General features: G+C 42.0%; 29 protein-coding genes. All 29 read right to left on the reverse strand.

Annotated features, from left to right (window positions below):
• Positions 1–96 precede the first annotated feature (96 nt).
• The 29 genes from OM416_RS14530 to OM416_RS14670 all read right to left on the reverse strand — a co-directional run bounded on the left by OM416_RS14530 (position 97) and on the right by OM416_RS14670 (position 15,398).
• A complete protein-coding gene (locus OM416_RS14530) occupies positions 97–663 on the reverse strand; it encodes a GNAT family N-acetyltransferase (protein ID WP_264930329.1) in 567 nt (188 codons plus the stop codon).
• A gap of 27 nt (positions 664–690) precedes the next feature.
• Complete coding sequence (locus OM416_RS14535) at positions 691–1,113, reverse strand: hypothetical protein (protein ID WP_264930331.1); 423 nt, start codon at positions 1,111–1,113, stop codon at positions 691–693.
• Between the two features lie 87 nt (positions 1,114–1,200).
• Positions 1,201–1,881, reverse strand: a complete 681-nt coding sequence (locus OM416_RS14540; protein ID WP_264930333.1) for a zinc dependent phospholipase C family protein — start codon at positions 1,879–1,881, stop codon at positions 1,201–1,203.
• A gap of 134 nt (positions 1,882–2,015) precedes the next feature.
• Positions 2,016–2,795: a hypothetical protein gene (locus OM416_RS14545; RefSeq protein ID WP_264930335.1), complete on the reverse strand. Its 780-nt coding sequence runs from the start codon at positions 2,793–2,795 to the stop codon at positions 2,016–2,018.
• 108 nt (positions 2,796–2,903) lie between these two features.
• Positions 2,904–3,047 carry a hypothetical protein gene (locus OM416_RS14550; RefSeq protein ID WP_165790066.1) on the reverse strand — a complete coding sequence of 48 codons (144 nt, stop codon included), beginning with the start codon at positions 3,045–3,047 and terminating at the stop codon, positions 2,904–2,906.
• A gap of 172 nt (positions 3,048–3,219) precedes the next feature.
• A complete protein-coding gene (locus OM416_RS14555; RefSeq protein WP_264930339.1) occupies positions 3,220–3,549 on the reverse strand; it encodes an HIT domain-containing protein in 330 nt (109 codons plus the stop codon).
• A 17-nt stretch (positions 3,550–3,566) separates the two neighbouring features.
• The gene (locus OM416_RS14560; protein ID WP_264930341.1) at positions 3,567–3,845 is read right to left on the reverse strand and encodes a hypothetical protein; all 279 of its coding nucleotides are present in this window, start codon (positions 3,843–3,845) and stop codon (positions 3,567–3,569) included.
• A 16-nt stretch (positions 3,846–3,861) separates the two neighbouring features.
• Complete coding sequence (locus tag OM416_RS14565; RefSeq protein ID WP_264930343.1) at positions 3,862–4,452, reverse strand: HD domain-containing protein; 591 nt, start codon at positions 4,450–4,452, stop codon at positions 3,862–3,864.
• A 25-nt stretch (positions 4,453–4,477) separates the two neighbouring features.
• On the reverse strand, positions 4,478–4,930 hold the full coding sequence (locus tag OM416_RS14570; protein ID WP_264930345.1) for a GNAT family N-acetyltransferase: 453 nt from the start codon (positions 4,928–4,930) through the stop codon (positions 4,478–4,480).
• A 15-nt stretch (positions 4,931–4,945) separates the two neighbouring features.
• Complete coding sequence (locus OM416_RS14575; RefSeq protein WP_264930347.1) at positions 4,946–5,842, reverse strand: PhzF family phenazine biosynthesis protein; 897 nt, start codon at positions 5,840–5,842, stop codon at positions 4,946–4,948.
• Positions 5,843–5,994: 152 nt separating this feature from the next.
• Positions 5,995–6,468 (reverse strand): Type 1 glutamine amidotransferase-like domain-containing protein, encoded by a 474-nt coding sequence (locus tag OM416_RS14580; protein WP_264930349.1) that lies wholly within the window; start codon positions 6,466–6,468, stop codon positions 5,995–5,997.
• Positions 6,469–6,490: 22 nt separating this feature from the next.
• Positions 6,491–7,033, reverse strand: coding sequence for a GNAT family N-acetyltransferase (locus tag OM416_RS14585; protein ID WP_264930352.1), 543 nt, complete (start codon positions 7,031–7,033; stop codon positions 6,491–6,493).
• 30 nt (positions 7,034–7,063) lie between these two features.
• On the reverse strand, positions 7,064–7,579 hold the full coding sequence (locus OM416_RS14590; protein ID WP_264930354.1) for a nucleoside deaminase: 516 nt from the start codon (positions 7,577–7,579) through the stop codon (positions 7,064–7,066).
• 95 nt (positions 7,580–7,674) lie between these two features.
• Positions 7,675–8,241: a histidine phosphatase family protein gene (locus OM416_RS14595; RefSeq protein ID WP_264930356.1), complete on the reverse strand. Its 567-nt coding sequence runs from the start codon at positions 8,239–8,241 to the stop codon at positions 7,675–7,677.
• A 14-nt stretch (positions 8,242–8,255) separates the two neighbouring features.
• Positions 8,256–8,747, reverse strand: coding sequence for an NUDIX hydrolase (locus OM416_RS14600; RefSeq protein ID WP_264930358.1), 492 nt, complete (start codon positions 8,745–8,747; stop codon positions 8,256–8,258).
• Positions 8,744–8,929, reverse strand: a complete 186-nt coding sequence (locus OM416_RS14605; protein ID WP_264930360.1) for a hypothetical protein — start codon at positions 8,927–8,929, stop codon at positions 8,744–8,746. The genes OM416_RS14600 and OM416_RS14605 overlap by 4 nt, the downstream gene beginning before the upstream one ends.
• Before the next feature lie 15 nt (positions 8,930–8,944).
• Positions 8,945–9,211, reverse strand: coding sequence for a YcxB family protein (locus tag OM416_RS14610; protein ID WP_264930362.1), 267 nt, complete (start codon positions 9,209–9,211; stop codon positions 8,945–8,947).
• A gap of 51 nt (positions 9,212–9,262) precedes the next feature.
• A complete protein-coding gene (locus tag OM416_RS14615; RefSeq protein WP_264930364.1) occupies positions 9,263–9,514 on the reverse strand; it encodes a hypothetical protein in 252 nt (83 codons plus the stop codon).
• A gap of 44 nt (positions 9,515–9,558) precedes the next feature.
• Positions 9,559–10,398: an adenylyl-sulfate kinase gene (locus OM416_RS14620; RefSeq protein WP_264930367.1), complete on the reverse strand. Its 840-nt coding sequence runs from the start codon at positions 10,396–10,398 to the stop codon at positions 9,559–9,561.
• A 66-nt stretch (positions 10,399–10,464) separates the two neighbouring features.
• Positions 10,465–10,974: a hypothetical protein gene (locus OM416_RS14625; protein WP_264930369.1), complete on the reverse strand. Its 510-nt coding sequence runs from the start codon at positions 10,972–10,974 to the stop codon at positions 10,465–10,467.
• A gap of 351 nt (positions 10,975–11,325) precedes the next feature.
• Entirely contained in the window at positions 11,326–11,673 is a 348-nt protein-coding gene (locus OM416_RS14630; RefSeq protein WP_264930371.1) for a hypothetical protein, read from the reverse strand.
• A 5-nt stretch (positions 11,674–11,678) separates the two neighbouring features.
• Positions 11,679–12,071, reverse strand: a complete 393-nt coding sequence (locus tag OM416_RS14635; protein WP_264930373.1) for a hypothetical protein — start codon at positions 12,069–12,071, stop codon at positions 11,679–11,681.
• Between the two features lie 29 nt (positions 12,072–12,100).
• A complete protein-coding gene (locus OM416_RS14640; protein ID WP_264930375.1) occupies positions 12,101–12,499 on the reverse strand; it encodes a hypothetical protein in 399 nt (132 codons plus the stop codon).
• Between the two features lie 172 nt (positions 12,500–12,671).
• Positions 12,672–13,172, reverse strand: a complete 501-nt coding sequence (locus OM416_RS14645) for a hypothetical protein (RefSeq protein WP_264930377.1) — start codon at positions 13,170–13,172, stop codon at positions 12,672–12,674.
• Positions 13,173–13,198: 26 nt separating this feature from the next.
• Positions 13,199–13,702: a DUF4188 domain-containing protein gene (locus OM416_RS14650; protein WP_264930380.1), complete on the reverse strand. Its 504-nt coding sequence runs from the start codon at positions 13,700–13,702 to the stop codon at positions 13,199–13,201.
• 33 nt (positions 13,703–13,735) lie between these two features.
• A complete protein-coding gene (locus OM416_RS14655) occupies positions 13,736–14,188 on the reverse strand; it encodes a hypothetical protein (protein WP_264930382.1) in 453 nt (150 codons plus the stop codon).
• A 69-nt stretch (positions 14,189–14,257) separates the two neighbouring features.
• Positions 14,258–14,401, reverse strand: coding sequence for a hypothetical protein (locus tag OM416_RS14660; RefSeq protein WP_264930384.1), 144 nt, complete (start codon positions 14,399–14,401; stop codon positions 14,258–14,260).
• A 4-nt stretch (positions 14,402–14,405) separates the two neighbouring features.
• Positions 14,406–15,041, reverse strand: coding sequence for a hypothetical protein (locus tag OM416_RS14665; protein WP_264930385.1), 636 nt, complete (start codon positions 15,039–15,041; stop codon positions 14,406–14,408).
• Positions 15,042–15,077: 36 nt separating this feature from the next.
• Complete coding sequence (locus tag OM416_RS14670) at positions 15,078–15,398, reverse strand: hypothetical protein (RefSeq protein ID WP_264930387.1); 321 nt, start codon at positions 15,396–15,398, stop codon at positions 15,078–15,080.
• Positions 15,399–15,493: the final 95 nt, after the last annotated feature.

Raw genomic sequence — 15,493 nt, forward strand, 5'->3', positions numbered from 1 at the left:
TACGAACAATCGCCCACGATCGATGCAGAAAGATTCCGTTAGTTAGTAAAAGAGATGACCCCTGTATAGCACAGGTCGTCATCTCTATTGTTCATTTCATTTTACTTTTACTATAAAATCCTGTACTTTACATAACCATACCATATGATCTGTTCCTTCGCCCCAATAGTTCTTCGCCACCACATAGGGTTCACCGAATTTGCGTTGCCACTTCTGCTGTGCGATTCGATAGCCGCTATCTAAGCAGAATTGCTGAATACCCAGCCGCTGAAGTTCAGTACCCAGTGCTAGAATGAGCGCTGAACCAATCCCTTGACCTTGAACCTCGGGCAAAACGTACAGGCTACCCAGTTCTCCGATATCATTCAGCCGTTGATCTGTACATTCTCGAATCTCCTCACCACAAGGTCCATACGAAATTGTGCCTACAATGGACTTACCCATTTTGGCCACGAGGAAAAATACATTTGCTTCCTTGTTATGATCTGACTGCAATGCAGTGTGAATTAATGCTCTCTTATGTGCTATTTCATGCTGGATATCATCCAGTAGCGATCCTATGCCCTCCTGTTCGAATGCTGCGGGGATCGTTGTTTCAAACACCTGACATGCTCCATCTGCATCCGCTCGCGTCAAAGGTTCAATAGTAATTTGGTCATCCACAGGTTCTTCTCCATTCCATATAACTTCTTAATCTGTACGTCGCTGGATCAGTCTTCTTAATTGGTTAGCATCCTCAAGGGATATACTATACCCAGTAGACGTGTCTTCCTGGTTTACTAACAGGCCCTGCATCTTGGGGTCCATTCCTAATGAAAAATCATACCGTGTTACTGAGCCATCCGCATTCGTTATACTCATCTTGTACTGTGTACCATAATTCAGATTGCCCGGCAAACGCTCTGCCTTATGTATGGCCTCCATCATGATCCGAATCTCATCAGCTCGATCAAACTCAACATCTTGGCATGGTTCCAAAGTGAGGTTTGGATTACACGTTAAAGTGATCAGCACAGGAAGCCCTTCTTCCGAGTCCGGTTCATTCGGTTGACTGCATCCTGTCATGAACGTAGCAATGACGAGCACCATCAAGCATCCTACATATTTCACCATACCACCTGCCTCCCTGACTTCGTAATGAATAGAGAAGTAACGATTACAGCATCTAGTGACTCAACTGAACTATCTAAATATCCGTAGTCATATCCAGTTACGTAACTCCGGGTCCCATGAAGACAACAGAGCGATCAGTCGCTCTGCGGTCTCTCCCACAAATACCTGAACCCTCTCACCCGTAATGAACTTAGGAGTAATTCCCGGTTCCTCCCCATTAAGAAAAGAAAACGTATGGTCCCGCCAGCGAATAATCTCATCCGCAGTTAAACGATCTGTCATATCATAGCCTGGTGAACTGTTGAGCACCTGCCACACTTCTTCACTCCAACTTGAACCTTGATAGATATTGAAATCTATCTGGTCCGTCTCCTGGTAATATAAACGCGCCAGTTCATCCTTCGATCTGCTACTTCCTGTGTGTTGGTCTGCCTTATTGACCCGTTCGACGAATTCAGGATGCACACTTCGGAACCAGTAATAGTCTGTCAACACATGCATAAAGTACCCGCGCACAAACCACTTCCATCCTTCATCGGTAAGTTGTTGCATATAGAATGAGTATAGTTCCTTCAGTCCACCAAGGTAATCTCCATTATCTTTAGGGTTAAAATGGGTGTATTCCTTGTCCTCTCTGGTTGTGCCTTCACGCATATGTATGGAATCCGGGGCGATGTTCCCCAGATAGAATGAATCTCGACCAAACTGCATTTGCAGAGATTCTGCAATTCGATTAGCAATATTGAGATGAACCATAGGTAGCGGCATAGAAATAATCTCCTTTTATCGGGTAGTATTCTACTGACTTAGGATAAAACGATATAACCTACGGGTGCAACGTACAGATCACTGGAATAGTAAGACTCCGCTATGTTCCACCTTTTTTCACCGTAAGTTCGTGATTAACCCTCTATTCTCTCCAATTGCATCCGGTCAAATAGCTGCTCCAGATCCGTATGATACTCCGGCTGTTCCTTCACGAGCAGGCTAATATATTCCGATCCACACTCATAGAATACCAGACGATTGAACGGAGCTGTATCTCCAAAATGATTACTTTCCTGTCCAAATTTTGCCCGAATCAGATTCTCAACATACCTTGCGTAACCTTCGTTCCACTCCAGCCAGCTCCAGTACTCCGCTTGTTCTTCATTTAATGAACGGAACAACGCCTTTCTAGCTGTTTGCACTTTCGATAGGTCTTTACTCTTCAAAGCAGACAACAATGAGTTAATCCGCTCCACAACGATTTCATCTTCATAAGGAAATTCATAATCCAGTTCCCATGTTACGCGCTTCAGTTGGTCCATTTTGTGCTTAATCTGAAGACGGTTTACGATCCGTTCATCATATTTCTCATATATATAGCAATGAACATATTCGTGGAACAGATAGACTTTCTGCTCCAGATCTTTGAACGCTGCATCCGTTACAATCGCACACATTCTTCCGTCCATATGATGCACCGGCATTGCCGCAAGGCATTCATCTGGAATATATAAATCGTCCGGTACCGTCTTCACCCACTCATATTGCTGCGTTTTGGACGAATAATCATAGATATATAATAAAGCTTCATAGGCTACTACCACTGGATAATGTTCTGCAAACAAAGGATGTAGGCTGACCAAGTCTTTCTGAAGCTCGTTCAACTCGTTAATTTGCTCTAAAAAAGCTTCCATATTATGAACCCTCTCTTTACTCTAATGATGCGTTAATCATACTAGAATAGAAAAGATAAAACACTGAGAGAAAAATGATAATTCTGTTCGAGTATGAGATGCTGAACGTTAGAAGCGCTCTCCGCGTTTCTCATACAGGTAGATATCCAGTGCCTGAATCCCACGTCGGGCAAGCTTAATAAACAGGATCAGCGCATACACACCCAGACCGTACAACAACACATTAATCAACATTAGAAATATCGTAATCATAATTGTTATTCCTCCTATGAACCTATTAAACTACCACTCCCTATTCTAACATATTTTTCCTCAGTTAACTTTTATGGTGGATATGAGGGTCGTTTAACGTTCTTAATTGGTTGAAAAATAAAAAATCTCCCAGACCCTTAAATAAGGGGCGGAAGATCCGATTTACAGTTTCCTAAGTTCGTTCACCACTGACTATATGCCAATGCAGGTGCTTCGAGTCTTGATAACTGCCCAAGTTAGTTACAATCTTCGATGAGCCTGTCTGAGCTAACATGTCAGCAGCAATCTTCTTAATGACACGCATCATTTCTATGAGTAGCTCATCATTATTCTCTTCCTCTTCTGAAATGAATGACTGGATATGAATTTTGGGAATCACCACAATGTGGTGCGTGTAGTAAGGCAGAGTGTGATGATAAGCCATAACGTTATTTGTTTCCATGACAACTTTGACTTGCGTTTTACCACTCAGCACCTCATCACAATAGAAGTCCTGCGTCATAACATCCCCTCCTCTTACTAGTTAGTTCTGATATATCCTGCCTTCTTCAACACATATTCCGTAAACGGATTGATCTCAGGGATCGGCTGATCCAGATCAAAATATCGGAGTTCCAGCCCTTCATCATCCATAATGGTTGGGCTGCCCTTGATGCCTGAAGCTTCATAAACAGCCATGACGTTGTAAACTTCATCACCATGTGGGTACTGATAGTACATATCCTCACCTGAAAAAACGCTAATGAGTTTGTACGATTCCGCTCTCAGTCCGGCTTCTCCCCCATCTTCAAAGTGCATAAGTGAAAACATATCCTCATGATTTGGACAGGATTCCCTGATCCACGGATTTCTGAATAAGCTGCTGCGCATACTCCCACAATGTTTCGGAACCGTTCGCAATTTCACGGTTTCTGTTTAACACCTGTTCACTTGTAATGTTATATTTCTGCCATGTATCTCCCTCATTCTGATGATTGTGGATAAGAGGCTGTAACCGATCGAGAGATGAGGCAAATTGTGCTTCAGACGTCTGCTTTGCTTCAAACTCTAACCATAACTGGAGTAGTTCCTCAGCCTGTTCCTTAGGCAACATACCAAATAGCCGATGAGCCGCTTTGAGTTCACGATCATATTTATCCGTATTCCCCACCGCATCGTAGGCAAAAGTATCGCCGGCATCGATCTCAACCAGATCATGAACGAGAAGCATCTTAATGACTTTAAGCATATCCACATCCGTGTTGGCGTGACTCTGCAAAACCAAGGCCATCATCGCCAGATGCCAGGAATGCTCTGCATCATTTTCAAGTCTCTCACCATGCATAATTCTCGTCTTTCGTTCAATCGTTTTGAGTTTATCAATTTCAATGAGAAATTGAATCTGATCCTGTAATGATTCGCTCACAGCACATCCTCCTTCATATCCGAAATCAAATCTTATATTCATAGATTCTCGTCTCTTCATCATCCAGCAGATATCCTTTACCTATATAGGCCCAGTTATTTTTCTCATAATAATCGGTCAGATCAGTACACAAATACAGCTTGTCATACCCTTTTGCTTTCACCTCATTTAATGCATGGGTCTGAAGTTGTCCACCCAGGTTTCGGCCCCGATATTCTGGATCAACATGAAGACATGCAAACCAGGGAAAGAGATCCTGTCTGCTATTCAGATCACTTCGTAATAATGCGTACCCACCGATAATTCGGTCTCCATCCAACATCACATAAAATCTTGGCACATCACTCTCTGTATCCACAGAACGCTCTATACAATCTCGATAGAAATGGAAGCTCGATTCCGAGCCCCATTGTTTCCAAAAATACTGTACTGCTTCTTGCAGCACGTCCGGCTTCTGCCGAATATCAATAATTTGCAAAATGTTAAACTCCCTTCATACTTTTATATTTTCAACGTTCAGTTCACGCACGAAAACAGCTGTCCCCTTCATTCTGACATCCATATCCTCACCATCCCGAATCACACTCACTTGAACCTTTCCATCTCTACCAATCTCATGCCCTTGTTCTATCACAAACTGTACCTCATCGATCTCCGGTTTCACATACGTTAAATAATAGGCACCCATTACCCCGGAGGCTGTTCCTGTCACTGGATCTTCTGTAGTACCTGAGTACAGTGAAGAGAAATGTCTCGCATGCATCATCGCATCGGAATCACGGGTTTCGAAACAAAAGGGATGTAGCGAAGCTTTGGGGTTTTCAAGTAAAATACCAGGGAACAGAGAAGAATCCGGTTTCATTTTCATAAAAGAGCTCAGTTCACGAATCGGGATTAATAACGTCCAGGTTCCTGTACTTCCATAAACGATTGGCGTAGAAAGGTCTACATCATCCAGAGTGAGGTTTATGGCACTCACCAGCTTCTCGATATCACCCTGGAACGGTATAAACTGCGGCTGATCCTGTTTCATTTCCATGTAAATGGTGTCGGCATTCCGCTCAAATCGTATGGGTAATAGACCTACATTGGTTTCAATCGTGATTAACTCTTTGTCACTCAACATCCCACGTGTCTTCATACCATACAGTGATGCCATTGTGGCATGACCACACAGATTAATCTCATGGCCCGGCGTAAAATAACGTAATCTGAAGTCAGCTACTTTAGAGTTCAACACAAATACCGTCTCATTAAAACCAACCTTATAAGCGATCTGCTGCATTTCCGTCTCACTTAAATGATCCGCATCAAAAACCACTCCTGCAGGGTTACCTTGCCCGGGAACTGTGGAGAAAGCATCATAATGATAGACCTTAACATCACTCATGATCAGACCCACTCTCTCTGTAATCTACGAGACGTACATTTCCATATAACTCTACGCTTTCACCGTCTATTACAATCCCGCCACCATCTTGGCACGCATAGACCGTTGTACGGTTAACGCGCGTGAATTTTCTTAATGAATTCAGGGTATCTTCAGATCCGTCCCAGTGCTTTCATATCATCCAATCCCACATCGTTTTCATCTGCATCTTCACCATACCCAGCTATCTCTATCGTAGGTGTCGTCAGAATACTGCCTGCACTGACCCCGGTCAAAATGCCGTCACTCTTCACATAGGAATGTAACAGACCAAGCGCATTTCTCTTCTGTAATAAACTTAGAAAATAAAACGTATTTCCGCCGGATAGATGAATCGCATCACATTCGAAAATAGCGCCAAATGTGCTCTCCTCATACTCCAGATCAAGATCATAATATTGAATGTTATCTATTCCTATTTGATTATAGTAACGTCTAGTGTGTTCAAAATACTTTCGGTCCGGGTCAGAACTTGAAGGGATATATCCGATGGAAGGCTGTTCACTGTTGAATAAGCTTCGTATTCTCTGATCCAATTTATCATTAGATTTGAATACCAAATCACTTAGCAGAACCAACGTAGTCATATCTTATTTCCTCCCCTACCTATTAGACTGGCTTAAACTCTCTATCCAAAATCGAGAAAAAATACTGGTCTGTCCATTGATTGTTCCACCATAGTTCTTCCTGGTAGACGGCCTCCCGTGTCATACCCACATGCTGCATCAGTGCGGCTGAGCGAACGTTTTGTGAATTGCACATGCCGACGACCTTATGAGCTTGTAACTCTTGAAATGCAAATTGTAGTAAAAGTCGGGTACCTTCACTCCCGTATCCTCTACCTGCATATTCCGAAAGTACAGCGAATCCAAGTTCCCAGCTTTTTCGGTAATCCACATAACTCCACATCTGAACAATACCAATGGGTGTATCTTCCGGATCATTCAAGCGGCGTATAACGAAATCATAGGCATACGGTTTCTCATCTGCGACAGCAAAATGGCTGCGATATTTCTCACGGACCTTTTCCTCATGCGTTTCAACGTTCTCTTCAAAACTCCATATGGTTGTGTCACATTCAAGTTGACCTATGAAGTTGAGGTCCTGCTCTTTCACTGTTGTTATTTTTACCTTCTCTCCCACGAACTCCATGTGGCTTCATCTCCTTTCTTTGGATTATGATCATTGTTTGGGAATCTCCCACTCTGTATCAAACAAACCTCTACCAATATTCCATTTGGCGAGTAAAGCTCTTTGTCTATTTTCCAAATCAAGATAGGGAGCCGCAACACAGGATAACGTGTCAAACATATGGATAAAATGAGGCCCTTCCTTGAAACGTCGAAGCCCGCCATATTCTTCATCATCTGCTGCCCATACAATCTTTTTAATGCCCGACATTAATATGGTGCACGAACACATGGGACAAGGTTCACAGGTAGTATAAAGCGTCAAGTCTTTCTTCTTCGAGAATCTCTTCTTCTCTACATCCAGCAAATGTTTTCCTGCCCGACGAATGGCATCCACCTCAGCATGTGCGGTGGGGTCGCAATCTGAGAAAACTCGGTTTCTGCCTTTACTCACGACAATCCCATCCACATCCACGATTATCGCACCAATCGGATACGTTCCTTCAGTAAATGATTGTTCTGCTTCTTCCAGAGCTAAAGTTAAATATTCATAATCCGATAACTTCATTTTAAAGTCCTCCTAAGTACAGTTATAGATCACTTACCAAAACAGACGCCTTGTGTAATGTGTAAAGAAAAGATTGACGGTATCTCCTTGAATCGTTAAAAGTTCTTGATCGTGTACTGCCCTGCTTCACCAAGAAAATCCCATTTGGTTAACCCTTTTTCTCCGAGTAACACCCTGTAGTTCGATATCGTACCATCATGTGAAATGATAAACGTATTGCAACTCTGTTGCCTGCACCATTCAAGAAGCTTTTCAGCTAATTTCTTGAATCGATGTACATCCATCTGATTAATACTTTCTTTCCAACAATCCAAACCCAAATCAAGCATTCTTATGTCAGTATACTGATCGCTCAGTTCTTCCTTGGAATAGATCTGATCGCAGATTAAAGGAACGAACTCCGGATTCTGAGGAAACATTCTTGGGCCAACCAGCGGGCTGAACGCGAGATTGGTTTTTGGGGCTAGAAGGAGTGCTGTTTCAATAGTACGTTTCGTTGGACTCACCAAAATGACGTCCTCAGGCGTAAAAACCACTTGTTTACGCAACGCTATGACCTGACTTTTCCCCAATTCAGTGAGGCCGGGATGCAGGAAATTTAAATGGTTAGGGTAATCTATCAAGTGTTCACCATGACCATGACGAATAAATGTAATGTCCATAGAACCTCTATCCTCTATTTCTGAATGAAGTGTTTGATACCTTTTACATCAAGGAGATTAGTCAGTTCCTTTCTCAAAAACACAGGATATACTTCCATCTGCTCTAGTTCGTCCAAGGAAAACCATCGGAAGATTAGCTTACCGTTGTCTTCTAGACCATTGAACTCAACTTCGCTATATAGCTTATGGGCTTCCGGCAATGTGATGACATAATAAAAACCAACTTCATGATACTTCAAGCCATCATATTCAAAGAAATCTTCACTAACATATGCGAGCCTGTGCGCTTCTACATGAACAGCCAGTTCCTCCATCATCTCTCGCACAATAGCCGCTTCTGTTGTTTCGTTCAATTCTACCCGCCCTCCGGGCAGATTCCAGAAATCATCCTTTTCCGTCGTATGCAAAAGAACTCTTCCTTTATCTATCACAATACCTGCCACACGAAAGTTGAATTTGTTATTATGCTGCTCATACGATATATTTTTGTTTTCTGAATTACTCATCTCGCTGACCATCCATCAGACAATCCATCCATGAATCCCATAATGAATGACGGGATAATGAGTACGAGCAATAAAATCAAACTGGCTATCCCCCATTTAAGTAATGGTTTACGTTTCGTTTTTGCACCGAATACCAACAATAGTGCCGTTACAACAATCAATGCTACTTCAAAAAAAGCCATGAAAATAAACCTCCGTTATGTATTATGATTAGCAGTTTTCATATGTGCTCTAACCTGTTCCGCAAACTGAACTTCTTCCGTCTCAGTTTCAAAAAATCGTTTTGGAATCACATGCGCACTTGCCTTATTAATGAAAATAAAGAAATAGTCTTTTGTCTCACTGAAGCTCTCCAAACCTTTCCATTGTGTTGCACCTGAAGTCATATCATTGCTCCAGCGAATCTCCTGCTCCGAGATTTCTAGCTGATGATCACCCAGTATCCCTTTGCTCTCACGTGCCAATTTCTTAATTTTCTTTTTGGTTCGTATGTGGTCATACCATTGGCGAATGTTTTACTCATAAACCTTACCCATATACATGATCTGAGCACATCTCTTCCACGGGTTATCCGGCTTCTCGTAATGGAGTAATCCATCCACCGACTCTTGCCCCCACTCGGCTGCCGCTTCCAAAAATGACGCTATCGAATCATTCTGCCATTCATCTGCATGATCTTTCCGATCTTTGCTTAATTGTTGCAGGAAAGCCACAAAGGTCACTTCATCTTCCACTTCATTTACAAGTTCAAATAACATATTTTTCATATTGTTTTGTTAACCTGCTTTCTCATGATCCTAGCAACGTATGGCTACTCCAGAATCTTTTCTAGTTTGCGCCTTGAAGCCTCGCGGTCATAATCCGAATTGTCCAGCCATACCTTATCCATCTGAAGTAAGCCATAAATTTCGGACTCCAGTTTCTTTCTTTCCTGCAAAACCTGTACTGTACCCGCAACACCCTGATAACCCTGCGCTTGCCCGAATCCCTGATTCGTATAATAATTAATGAAGCCCTCTGACCATTCTTTTGGTCTTTCACTGACCGCCTTATTAAATGTATATGATATATCCTTCTGATCAATATAGATGAGAAGCGGATTCAGAGCATGAATGATACGTCCCAGTTCCAATACATACTGCACGTTCTGCTCTTTCGATTGATTACATTTTACAAGACCCATGGTCAGTGGATTCTGGATAAAACAACATTCAAATATCGTGATGGATTCATCATTCGTGCTTAACATATTTTGGGTAAAATCTTGCAACTTCTCGGTGATCAGTTTTACATTTTGTTCAAAAGGGATTTCGTAAACATCTCGGCTGACTATAGCCTGTACGACATGATCGGGAAGATCTATTCCCCACTGTTCTTTCATCTTACGGTATGGGATCAGGAAACCTTGATCATGGGCAATCGCATTACTTTCCAGAGTCTCTCTGTATTCTTCATGCGTGCTCAATAAAGCCTCGAAGTTTCCTGCATAATAAAAAGCAACGCCTTCGTAATCAGCAGGGTGATCCAGGTTTCCTTCCTGAAATAGTTGTACCTGCTTGCCTTGTTCTATTAAAATTTCGGAAACCATCTTGGCAATCGTTGACTTGCCTGAACCCGGTAATCCTTCAATGAGAATTAATTGCCTAGCCATCATTACACCACCCTTTATTTTGTATAAAATTTCCATATTCATGATCAAGATAATGTTCTACTGTTCTTAATCTATGTCTGCAAAAATCCATTGCGCGTTATCGCCATCCGCTTTCTTTTTCCAAAACACCATGATATGGCTAGCTTCTTCTTCATTCTCTCTTAATTCTGTAATCGTCACGACTCCCTGATAGAGCTTTTTTTGCTCTTGAATAATGATTTCATCCATTGAGATGATCTTTCGGACTTTAGAACCTGCCATGCCTGAGACGGGTGATGCAGGATCAATCAAACTCATATATCCCTTTTCGTCTCCTTCGTATAAATAACGCATACGGGCATTCATAAGTTTGACGATTTCCAATTTGTCACCTGTATAGTTTGTTTCATCGAGGTACTCTGGTGGGATGTCTTCCTTCTCTTGGGATGTCGATATTTCTTCATCCTGTTGTGTCTCTTTCGCTGTGACATTTTGAGGTGAGGAATCTATTGATTGCTGTGCATCTTCAGTGCTTTCCTTGTTCTGACAGGCAACCAGAAGTAGAAAAAATAATGAAAAGATCGTTAACTTCTTCATAATTCTGTCCTCCGATCAGCGTTCGTCTACTCCTCCAAACTAGATCATGAGCTGCGTTGGACTCTGGATTCCCACTGCTTCTTCAATTCAATCACGGATAATACCATCCCGGTTAAAACTTTGCGTGCCTTTTATTTTTCCAAAAGAAGACTTCCTATGTATGTAAAATTTTCTCTCAAGGTACATCATAACCCATAATGTGGAATTTGCGAATAAACGAAGTAAACCATCTCTGTTTCTATCGCATTTCTCGCCAAAAACACGCTGCTCTGCACGAGTTACATCATGCAAAGCGCGTGGATATCAGTAGAACTTTCATCAAACTTTTGTAACTGTTCACAATCCATCTAGCTATCTATTAAATAACATATTCATTATGCCGACCGCTTCAATCTGGATCTCCTTTTCTTCAGTATCCGCAAAACGGTAACTGTATGTTGATAAAATCCCCATATGCCCTATATGTCGGCCTTTATAGTGAAGCTTCTTTTCCTCACCGTCGATCGTCTTCGTGAACGTCCTGCCATCATTCACATCATACGAAGCATGGATGTCATGTTCACTTGCGAGCCATGCAACAAAATCTTCTTCGTTTGGATTGGTCATTATTAGAGTAACGAGCAGAACAATAAACACAACAATGCCCGTTCTTAGTCCCGCGCCCCTCTTGCTACCATATTGCTTGTGCTCACGCTTCATCACGTTCACCCCGTTTCTTGAACAGAGATCTCTACGTTCTTCGCCAAAACCCAACCATTCAATCCATACGAGGATGAGATCACCATGTACTTGTATTTCTCTTCTATCAGCCGAGTTTGCAATTCGTCATAGGAATCATAGCTGACAGGCCAACCCTGACCCATACGCGATTCTAACAACTCGCGATTATAAGGGATAAAATGCTCTATATCCCACTCATTTAAATCCAGAATAATGCTGCCATGCAGCGGTGTATCAAACGCATGGGCCATTACACCAGAGAATAAAACATCCATATTTTTCGGCACCTCATGACTCGAACGAGTACGCATCCTGATCCTTTCGTTCTCTAAATCGACTTCGTAACTTAGTATGATATTGTCATGCAAATTTGGCATAGTACCTCTCCTTCTGGTGTGCTCGTATATCAAACACTGTAATATTGTTTATAGTCTGAGACCCATTCCGCTTTGGAAAAATCAACAAAGTCATACGGCTCGCACTGTCTAAGGTAAAGCAACTCCTCATGCGCCTGTTCCCGGTCCATATTTTCCAGATAAATTAAGGTCTGCTCATATCCCGCACCACATAATAACTGCACATCAATATAACTGCCTGTGTCCTGATTCTTTCGTTTGGCTTGCCAAATCAGCGTGGTGTCCTCCACGTTTCCAATACAGAATAACATGATGCACAACAGTCTCAAAACCTCGTTATCCTCTGACTTTCGGTTTTCAATCTCTTGCTTCAATAGTTCTCGGATCGGCTCTCGATGGATGTCATCAGGCTCCAATCCGTAAAACTCCAGCAGTTCTTCCTCGTTCATACTTGTTCTCCTTACCTACTTGAGAATGTTATTTAACGCTTCCGCTTTTTTTTCCTGCTATCCATTCTAGCATAAAAATAAAAAGCGATGATCTGCAGCCAATGTTCTCATACATGATAAAAAGACTACTCACTCATGAGTAGCCCCTATGCATTCATACACTCATATAACCTTACTCAATCTCAAAATACATCTCCTGATTTTGCAGAATCATCTCGTTCATGTGTACAATAGCTGCTTGCGCCACGGTCTGATAGGTCTCATATAACACCTCTGTTTTCTGGAGCAAGATTGGGTCCTTATCCAAATCAGTTGGCAGTACCTCACTCCACGCTTCATCCACTCTGTTTTTGTCCGTAATCAGACTTTCAATCTGGTCCAGTACATTCACCATTTCATCTAAACGAAAAAAGTGCATCCCATTTTTAATTCCATGCCAGCTCTTAATCTCGATGATGTTATATGCCGAAAACCAGTAAAACTCTGCCAGACTCTTCGTGTGATTGTGATAGGAATAGAACAGAAATAAGGCTTGTTGCCCTTCATGTAGCTGTCGGTATATCTCTGCTTTGGCGGCCATATCTCTGCCCCGTACAGAAATAAGCATCGGTTCAATACATAACCAGCTAAGTTGCTTTGACTGTATATCTTCTGCTCGCACTCTAGCCCTCAATAACATTCCCCTCTCTGTTCAACGCTTTAAGGATTCTCTGGTGCTTCCACTGGCGGGTCACTCTCTCCGCCCATTCTGCGTCTGGATGTCTCCATCCTGCCTGTCACGGGAACATGTTCAGACGCTTTAGCTAATCCGAATTTTGGCATGTTAGCGTATATGGTCTCGAAAGATCCTGACTGAACCTTGTATGTTTCATGATAGATCCCTACAGTTCCATCGGAACCAATGGAGCGGTTGAATCTTTTCCAAGCTTCCAAGTGCAGTCCACCTCGTGCGTATTTCTCCAATTCATCGTAAGAGCGCCAGTATTGTAGTAGCGTCACCCCACGCCAGCTTATAAAATATTCTGTACTCAGAAATCCAGTCTCCGGATTCATATACAATTCTTTAATCATCGGGCCCATGGACTTAAAAACAGGCAGCCATTTATGTATAGCCCACAGACGATTAATCCTCATGCCGATGATAAAAACAACAAATTCTCCCTCGATCTGAGCTGAATATCTCCCCTTATGTATGTTCGCCACGTTACCCCTCCTTCTCTTCAAAAACATTCGATTTCATCGGATCTGGACGACCCTTCCTATCCGCTCATAGGCATTCAGGGGAAACTCAAAACTCCACCGTTTGTGATATTCCTCCGGTCCCATTTCCTTCAATTTGCTTAACCCTCTGTAAAATAGCTTAGTCAACTTGACCAATGATAACTCCTCGGACATAAGTAATCGCCCCTCTGTGACGGCTTCCGTGCTAAAATTATCACTCATCTCATACACCATAAATTGAACGATTACCTGCGAACGTTTTTTGATCCAGAATCGATATTCTCCAGGTTCGGTCTGCATGGTCATGGTTACCTCCGTGGCTCCTTTGTGCAATGTAACGATTTGACGTGCTATCTCCTCAACCGCATCCGACAAAAAAGAAACCGGAATCTCAATCTGTTCTCCCTGATCAGGTTGAACCAGGATATCCAGCCATCCGTGCGGTTCAAGCGTCATAACGATGTCCATAGCCATCCTCCTTTATGTGATTCTATGATGCAAGATTAACTGGAGACGATGCCTTTCATTTGAGATATTCTAATGAGTCAGATGGTAAAGCCACGCCCCGATATCTTTACCAAAGGCATAAACCAAAGTTAACACAACGATAGATAATAAAAATGCAGCACTCTTAGGATACTTCTTCATCAAATCAGATAGTTCTATTATTGTTTTTTGCACTATGCTACTTCCTTTCACGTAGATCCTTATAAACATTCCATTTCGTGAACAATTGTTTTAGCGCCAATCCTGTTGTATGTATGAACTCTTCCATAGCTTCCATGGATAAAATATTTAAATCACCCACGGGTTCGTTGTGAGAGTCAGCTAAAAACTCAAGTTTCTCTCCCCTATACTGATACACCTCAGATTCTAGCAATCCACCTAAATCAAATGCTCTTCCCATGTTCAGCTCATTTATCCAATCATTGGTCCCCTCCCAATTCCGCAAAATCATAAACTCCAGCTTCGTGACATCCTGCGTATACACGCTTCTTCCATTGGGGTTGGCTTCATATGCAGGGTAAATATCGAATGTCCACACGCGGTCCGTATAGATGTGGGCGATGTAACCGCACAGATATTGCATGAATTTGGGATCACTATAAGCCAACTTCTTGTTGGACTCGAAAAAGGCTTCAAGCTCTTCGTCTGTTGCGAATCTTCCTGCCTCTGGCATGAGGTGAGTTTTTGCTTTTTCGGTACGGGTGTTGGTTCTTACATGGATAGAATCAGGAGCGAGACTTCCCAATAACAATTCAGGGGAAGGCTTGGATATCAATTCGGATGCAATTGCAAAATGAACCATCGGCCAAGGCAATGTGAAAACTCCCTTCTATATTGAAATGGATTTACATTAACAGTCTGAATTTTGAATCAACTGATTAAATATGTCTTTATAATGTATCGCCTCAGGAAATTTTTCATTGATAAACTTTATTTTACTCCAAAAGTCATCTTCACAATTTGAAACTGTGTCTTCAGCCAGGGACAATGCAAGATTGTGAAAAGCGTTTGTCATATGAAATATGAGCAGACTACTTCTTTTAGCATCCTCAACATCTACAACTGAGGGATGTGCTAACTTGGATGCAATCACACGTATATCTAAAAAGGCTTGGTATATTAATGTTTGGTATATTAATGTTTGGTATGCTTTAATTTTGTTTTGTTCCATTCCTACACCTTCTTAGTGATAATATCAATCTCATATAGACTTTTGAAAACAACAAGCTATAGCAATTCTTTTTTTGTTTATCCTCAAATAAAAGA

The sequence above is a fragment of the Paenibacillus sp. LS1 genome (assembly GCF_026013365.1).
Lineage (GTDB): Bacteria > Bacillota > Bacilli > Paenibacillales > Paenibacillaceae > Paenibacillus.

Excerpts from the sequence above, each read along its gene's own strand:
- OM416_RS14670 (WP_264930387.1), bottom strand. The coding sequence starts at position 15,398 with ATGGAACAAAACAAAATTAAAGCATACCAAACATTAATATACCAAACA.
- OM416_RS14615 (WP_264930364.1), bottom strand. The coding sequence starts at position 9,514 with ATGAAAAATATGTTATTTGAACTTGTAAATGAAGTGGAAGATGAAGTG.
- OM416_RS14625 (WP_264930369.1), bottom strand. The coding sequence starts at position 10,974 with ATGAAGAAGTTAACGATCTTTTCATTATTTTTTCTACTTCTGGTTGCC.
- OM416_RS14630 (WP_264930371.1), bottom strand. The coding sequence starts at position 11,673 with ATGAAGCGTGAGCACAAGCAATATGGTAGCAAGAGGGGCGCGGGACTA.
- OM416_RS14640 (WP_264930375.1), bottom strand. The coding sequence starts at position 12,499 with ATGAACGAGGAAGAACTGCTGGAGTTTTACGGATTGGAGCCTGATGAC.
- OM416_RS14595 (WP_264930356.1), bottom strand. The coding sequence starts at position 8,241 with ATGGACATTACATTTATTCGTCATGGTCATGGTGAACACTTGATAGAT.
- OM416_RS14635 (WP_264930373.1), bottom strand. The coding sequence starts at position 12,071 with ATGCCAAATTTGCATGACAATATCATACTAAGTTACGAAGTCGATTTA.
- OM416_RS14540 (WP_264930333.1), bottom strand. The coding sequence starts at position 1,881 with ATGCCGCTACCTATGGTTCATCTCAATATTGCTAATCGAATTGCAGAA.
- OM416_RS14550 (WP_165790066.1), bottom strand. The coding sequence starts at position 3,047 with ATGATTACGATATTTCTAATGTTGATTAATGTGTTGTTGTACGGTCTG.
- OM416_RS14575 (WP_264930347.1), bottom strand. The coding sequence starts at position 5,842 with ATGAGTGATGTTAAGGTCTATCATTATGATGCTTTCTCCACAGTTCCC.
- OM416_RS14545 (WP_264930335.1), bottom strand. The coding sequence starts at position 2,795 with ATGGAAGCTTTTTTAGAGCAAATTAACGAGTTGAACGAGCTTCAGAAA.
- OM416_RS14655 (WP_264930382.1), bottom strand. The coding sequence starts at position 14,188 with ATGGACATCGTTATGACGCTTGAACCGCACGGATGGCTGGATATCCTG.
- OM416_RS14600 (WP_264930358.1), bottom strand. The coding sequence starts at position 8,747 with ATGAGTAATTCAGAAAACAAAAATATATCGTATGAGCAGCATAATAAC.
- OM416_RS14590 (WP_264930354.1), bottom strand. The coding sequence starts at position 7,579 with ATGAAGTTATCGGATTATGAATATTTAACTTTAGCTCTGGAAGAAGCA.
- OM416_RS14560 (WP_264930341.1), bottom strand. The coding sequence starts at position 3,845 with ATGCACTTTGAAGATGGGGGAGAAGCCGGACTGAGAGCGGAATCGTAC.
- OM416_RS14555 (WP_264930339.1), bottom strand. The coding sequence starts at position 3,549 with ATGACGCAGGACTTCTATTGTGATGAGGTGCTGAGTGGTAAAACGCAA.
- OM416_RS14605 (WP_264930360.1), bottom strand. The coding sequence starts at position 8,929 with ATGGCTTTTTTTGAAGTAGCATTGATTGTTGTAACGGCACTATTGTTG.
- OM416_RS14535 (WP_264930331.1), bottom strand. The coding sequence starts at position 1,113 with ATGGTGAAATATGTAGGATGCTTGATGGTGCTCGTCATTGCTACGTTC.
- OM416_RS14585 (WP_264930352.1), bottom strand. The coding sequence starts at position 7,033 with ATGGAGTTCGTGGGAGAGAAGGTAAAAATAACAACAGTGAAAGAGCAG.
- OM416_RS14580 (WP_264930349.1), bottom strand. The coding sequence starts at position 6,468 with ATGACTACGTTGGTTCTGCTAAGTGATTTGGTATTCAAATCTAATGAT.
- OM416_RS14620 (WP_264930367.1), bottom strand. The coding sequence starts at position 10,398 with ATGGCTAGGCAATTAATTCTCATTGAAGGATTACCGGGTTCAGGCAAG.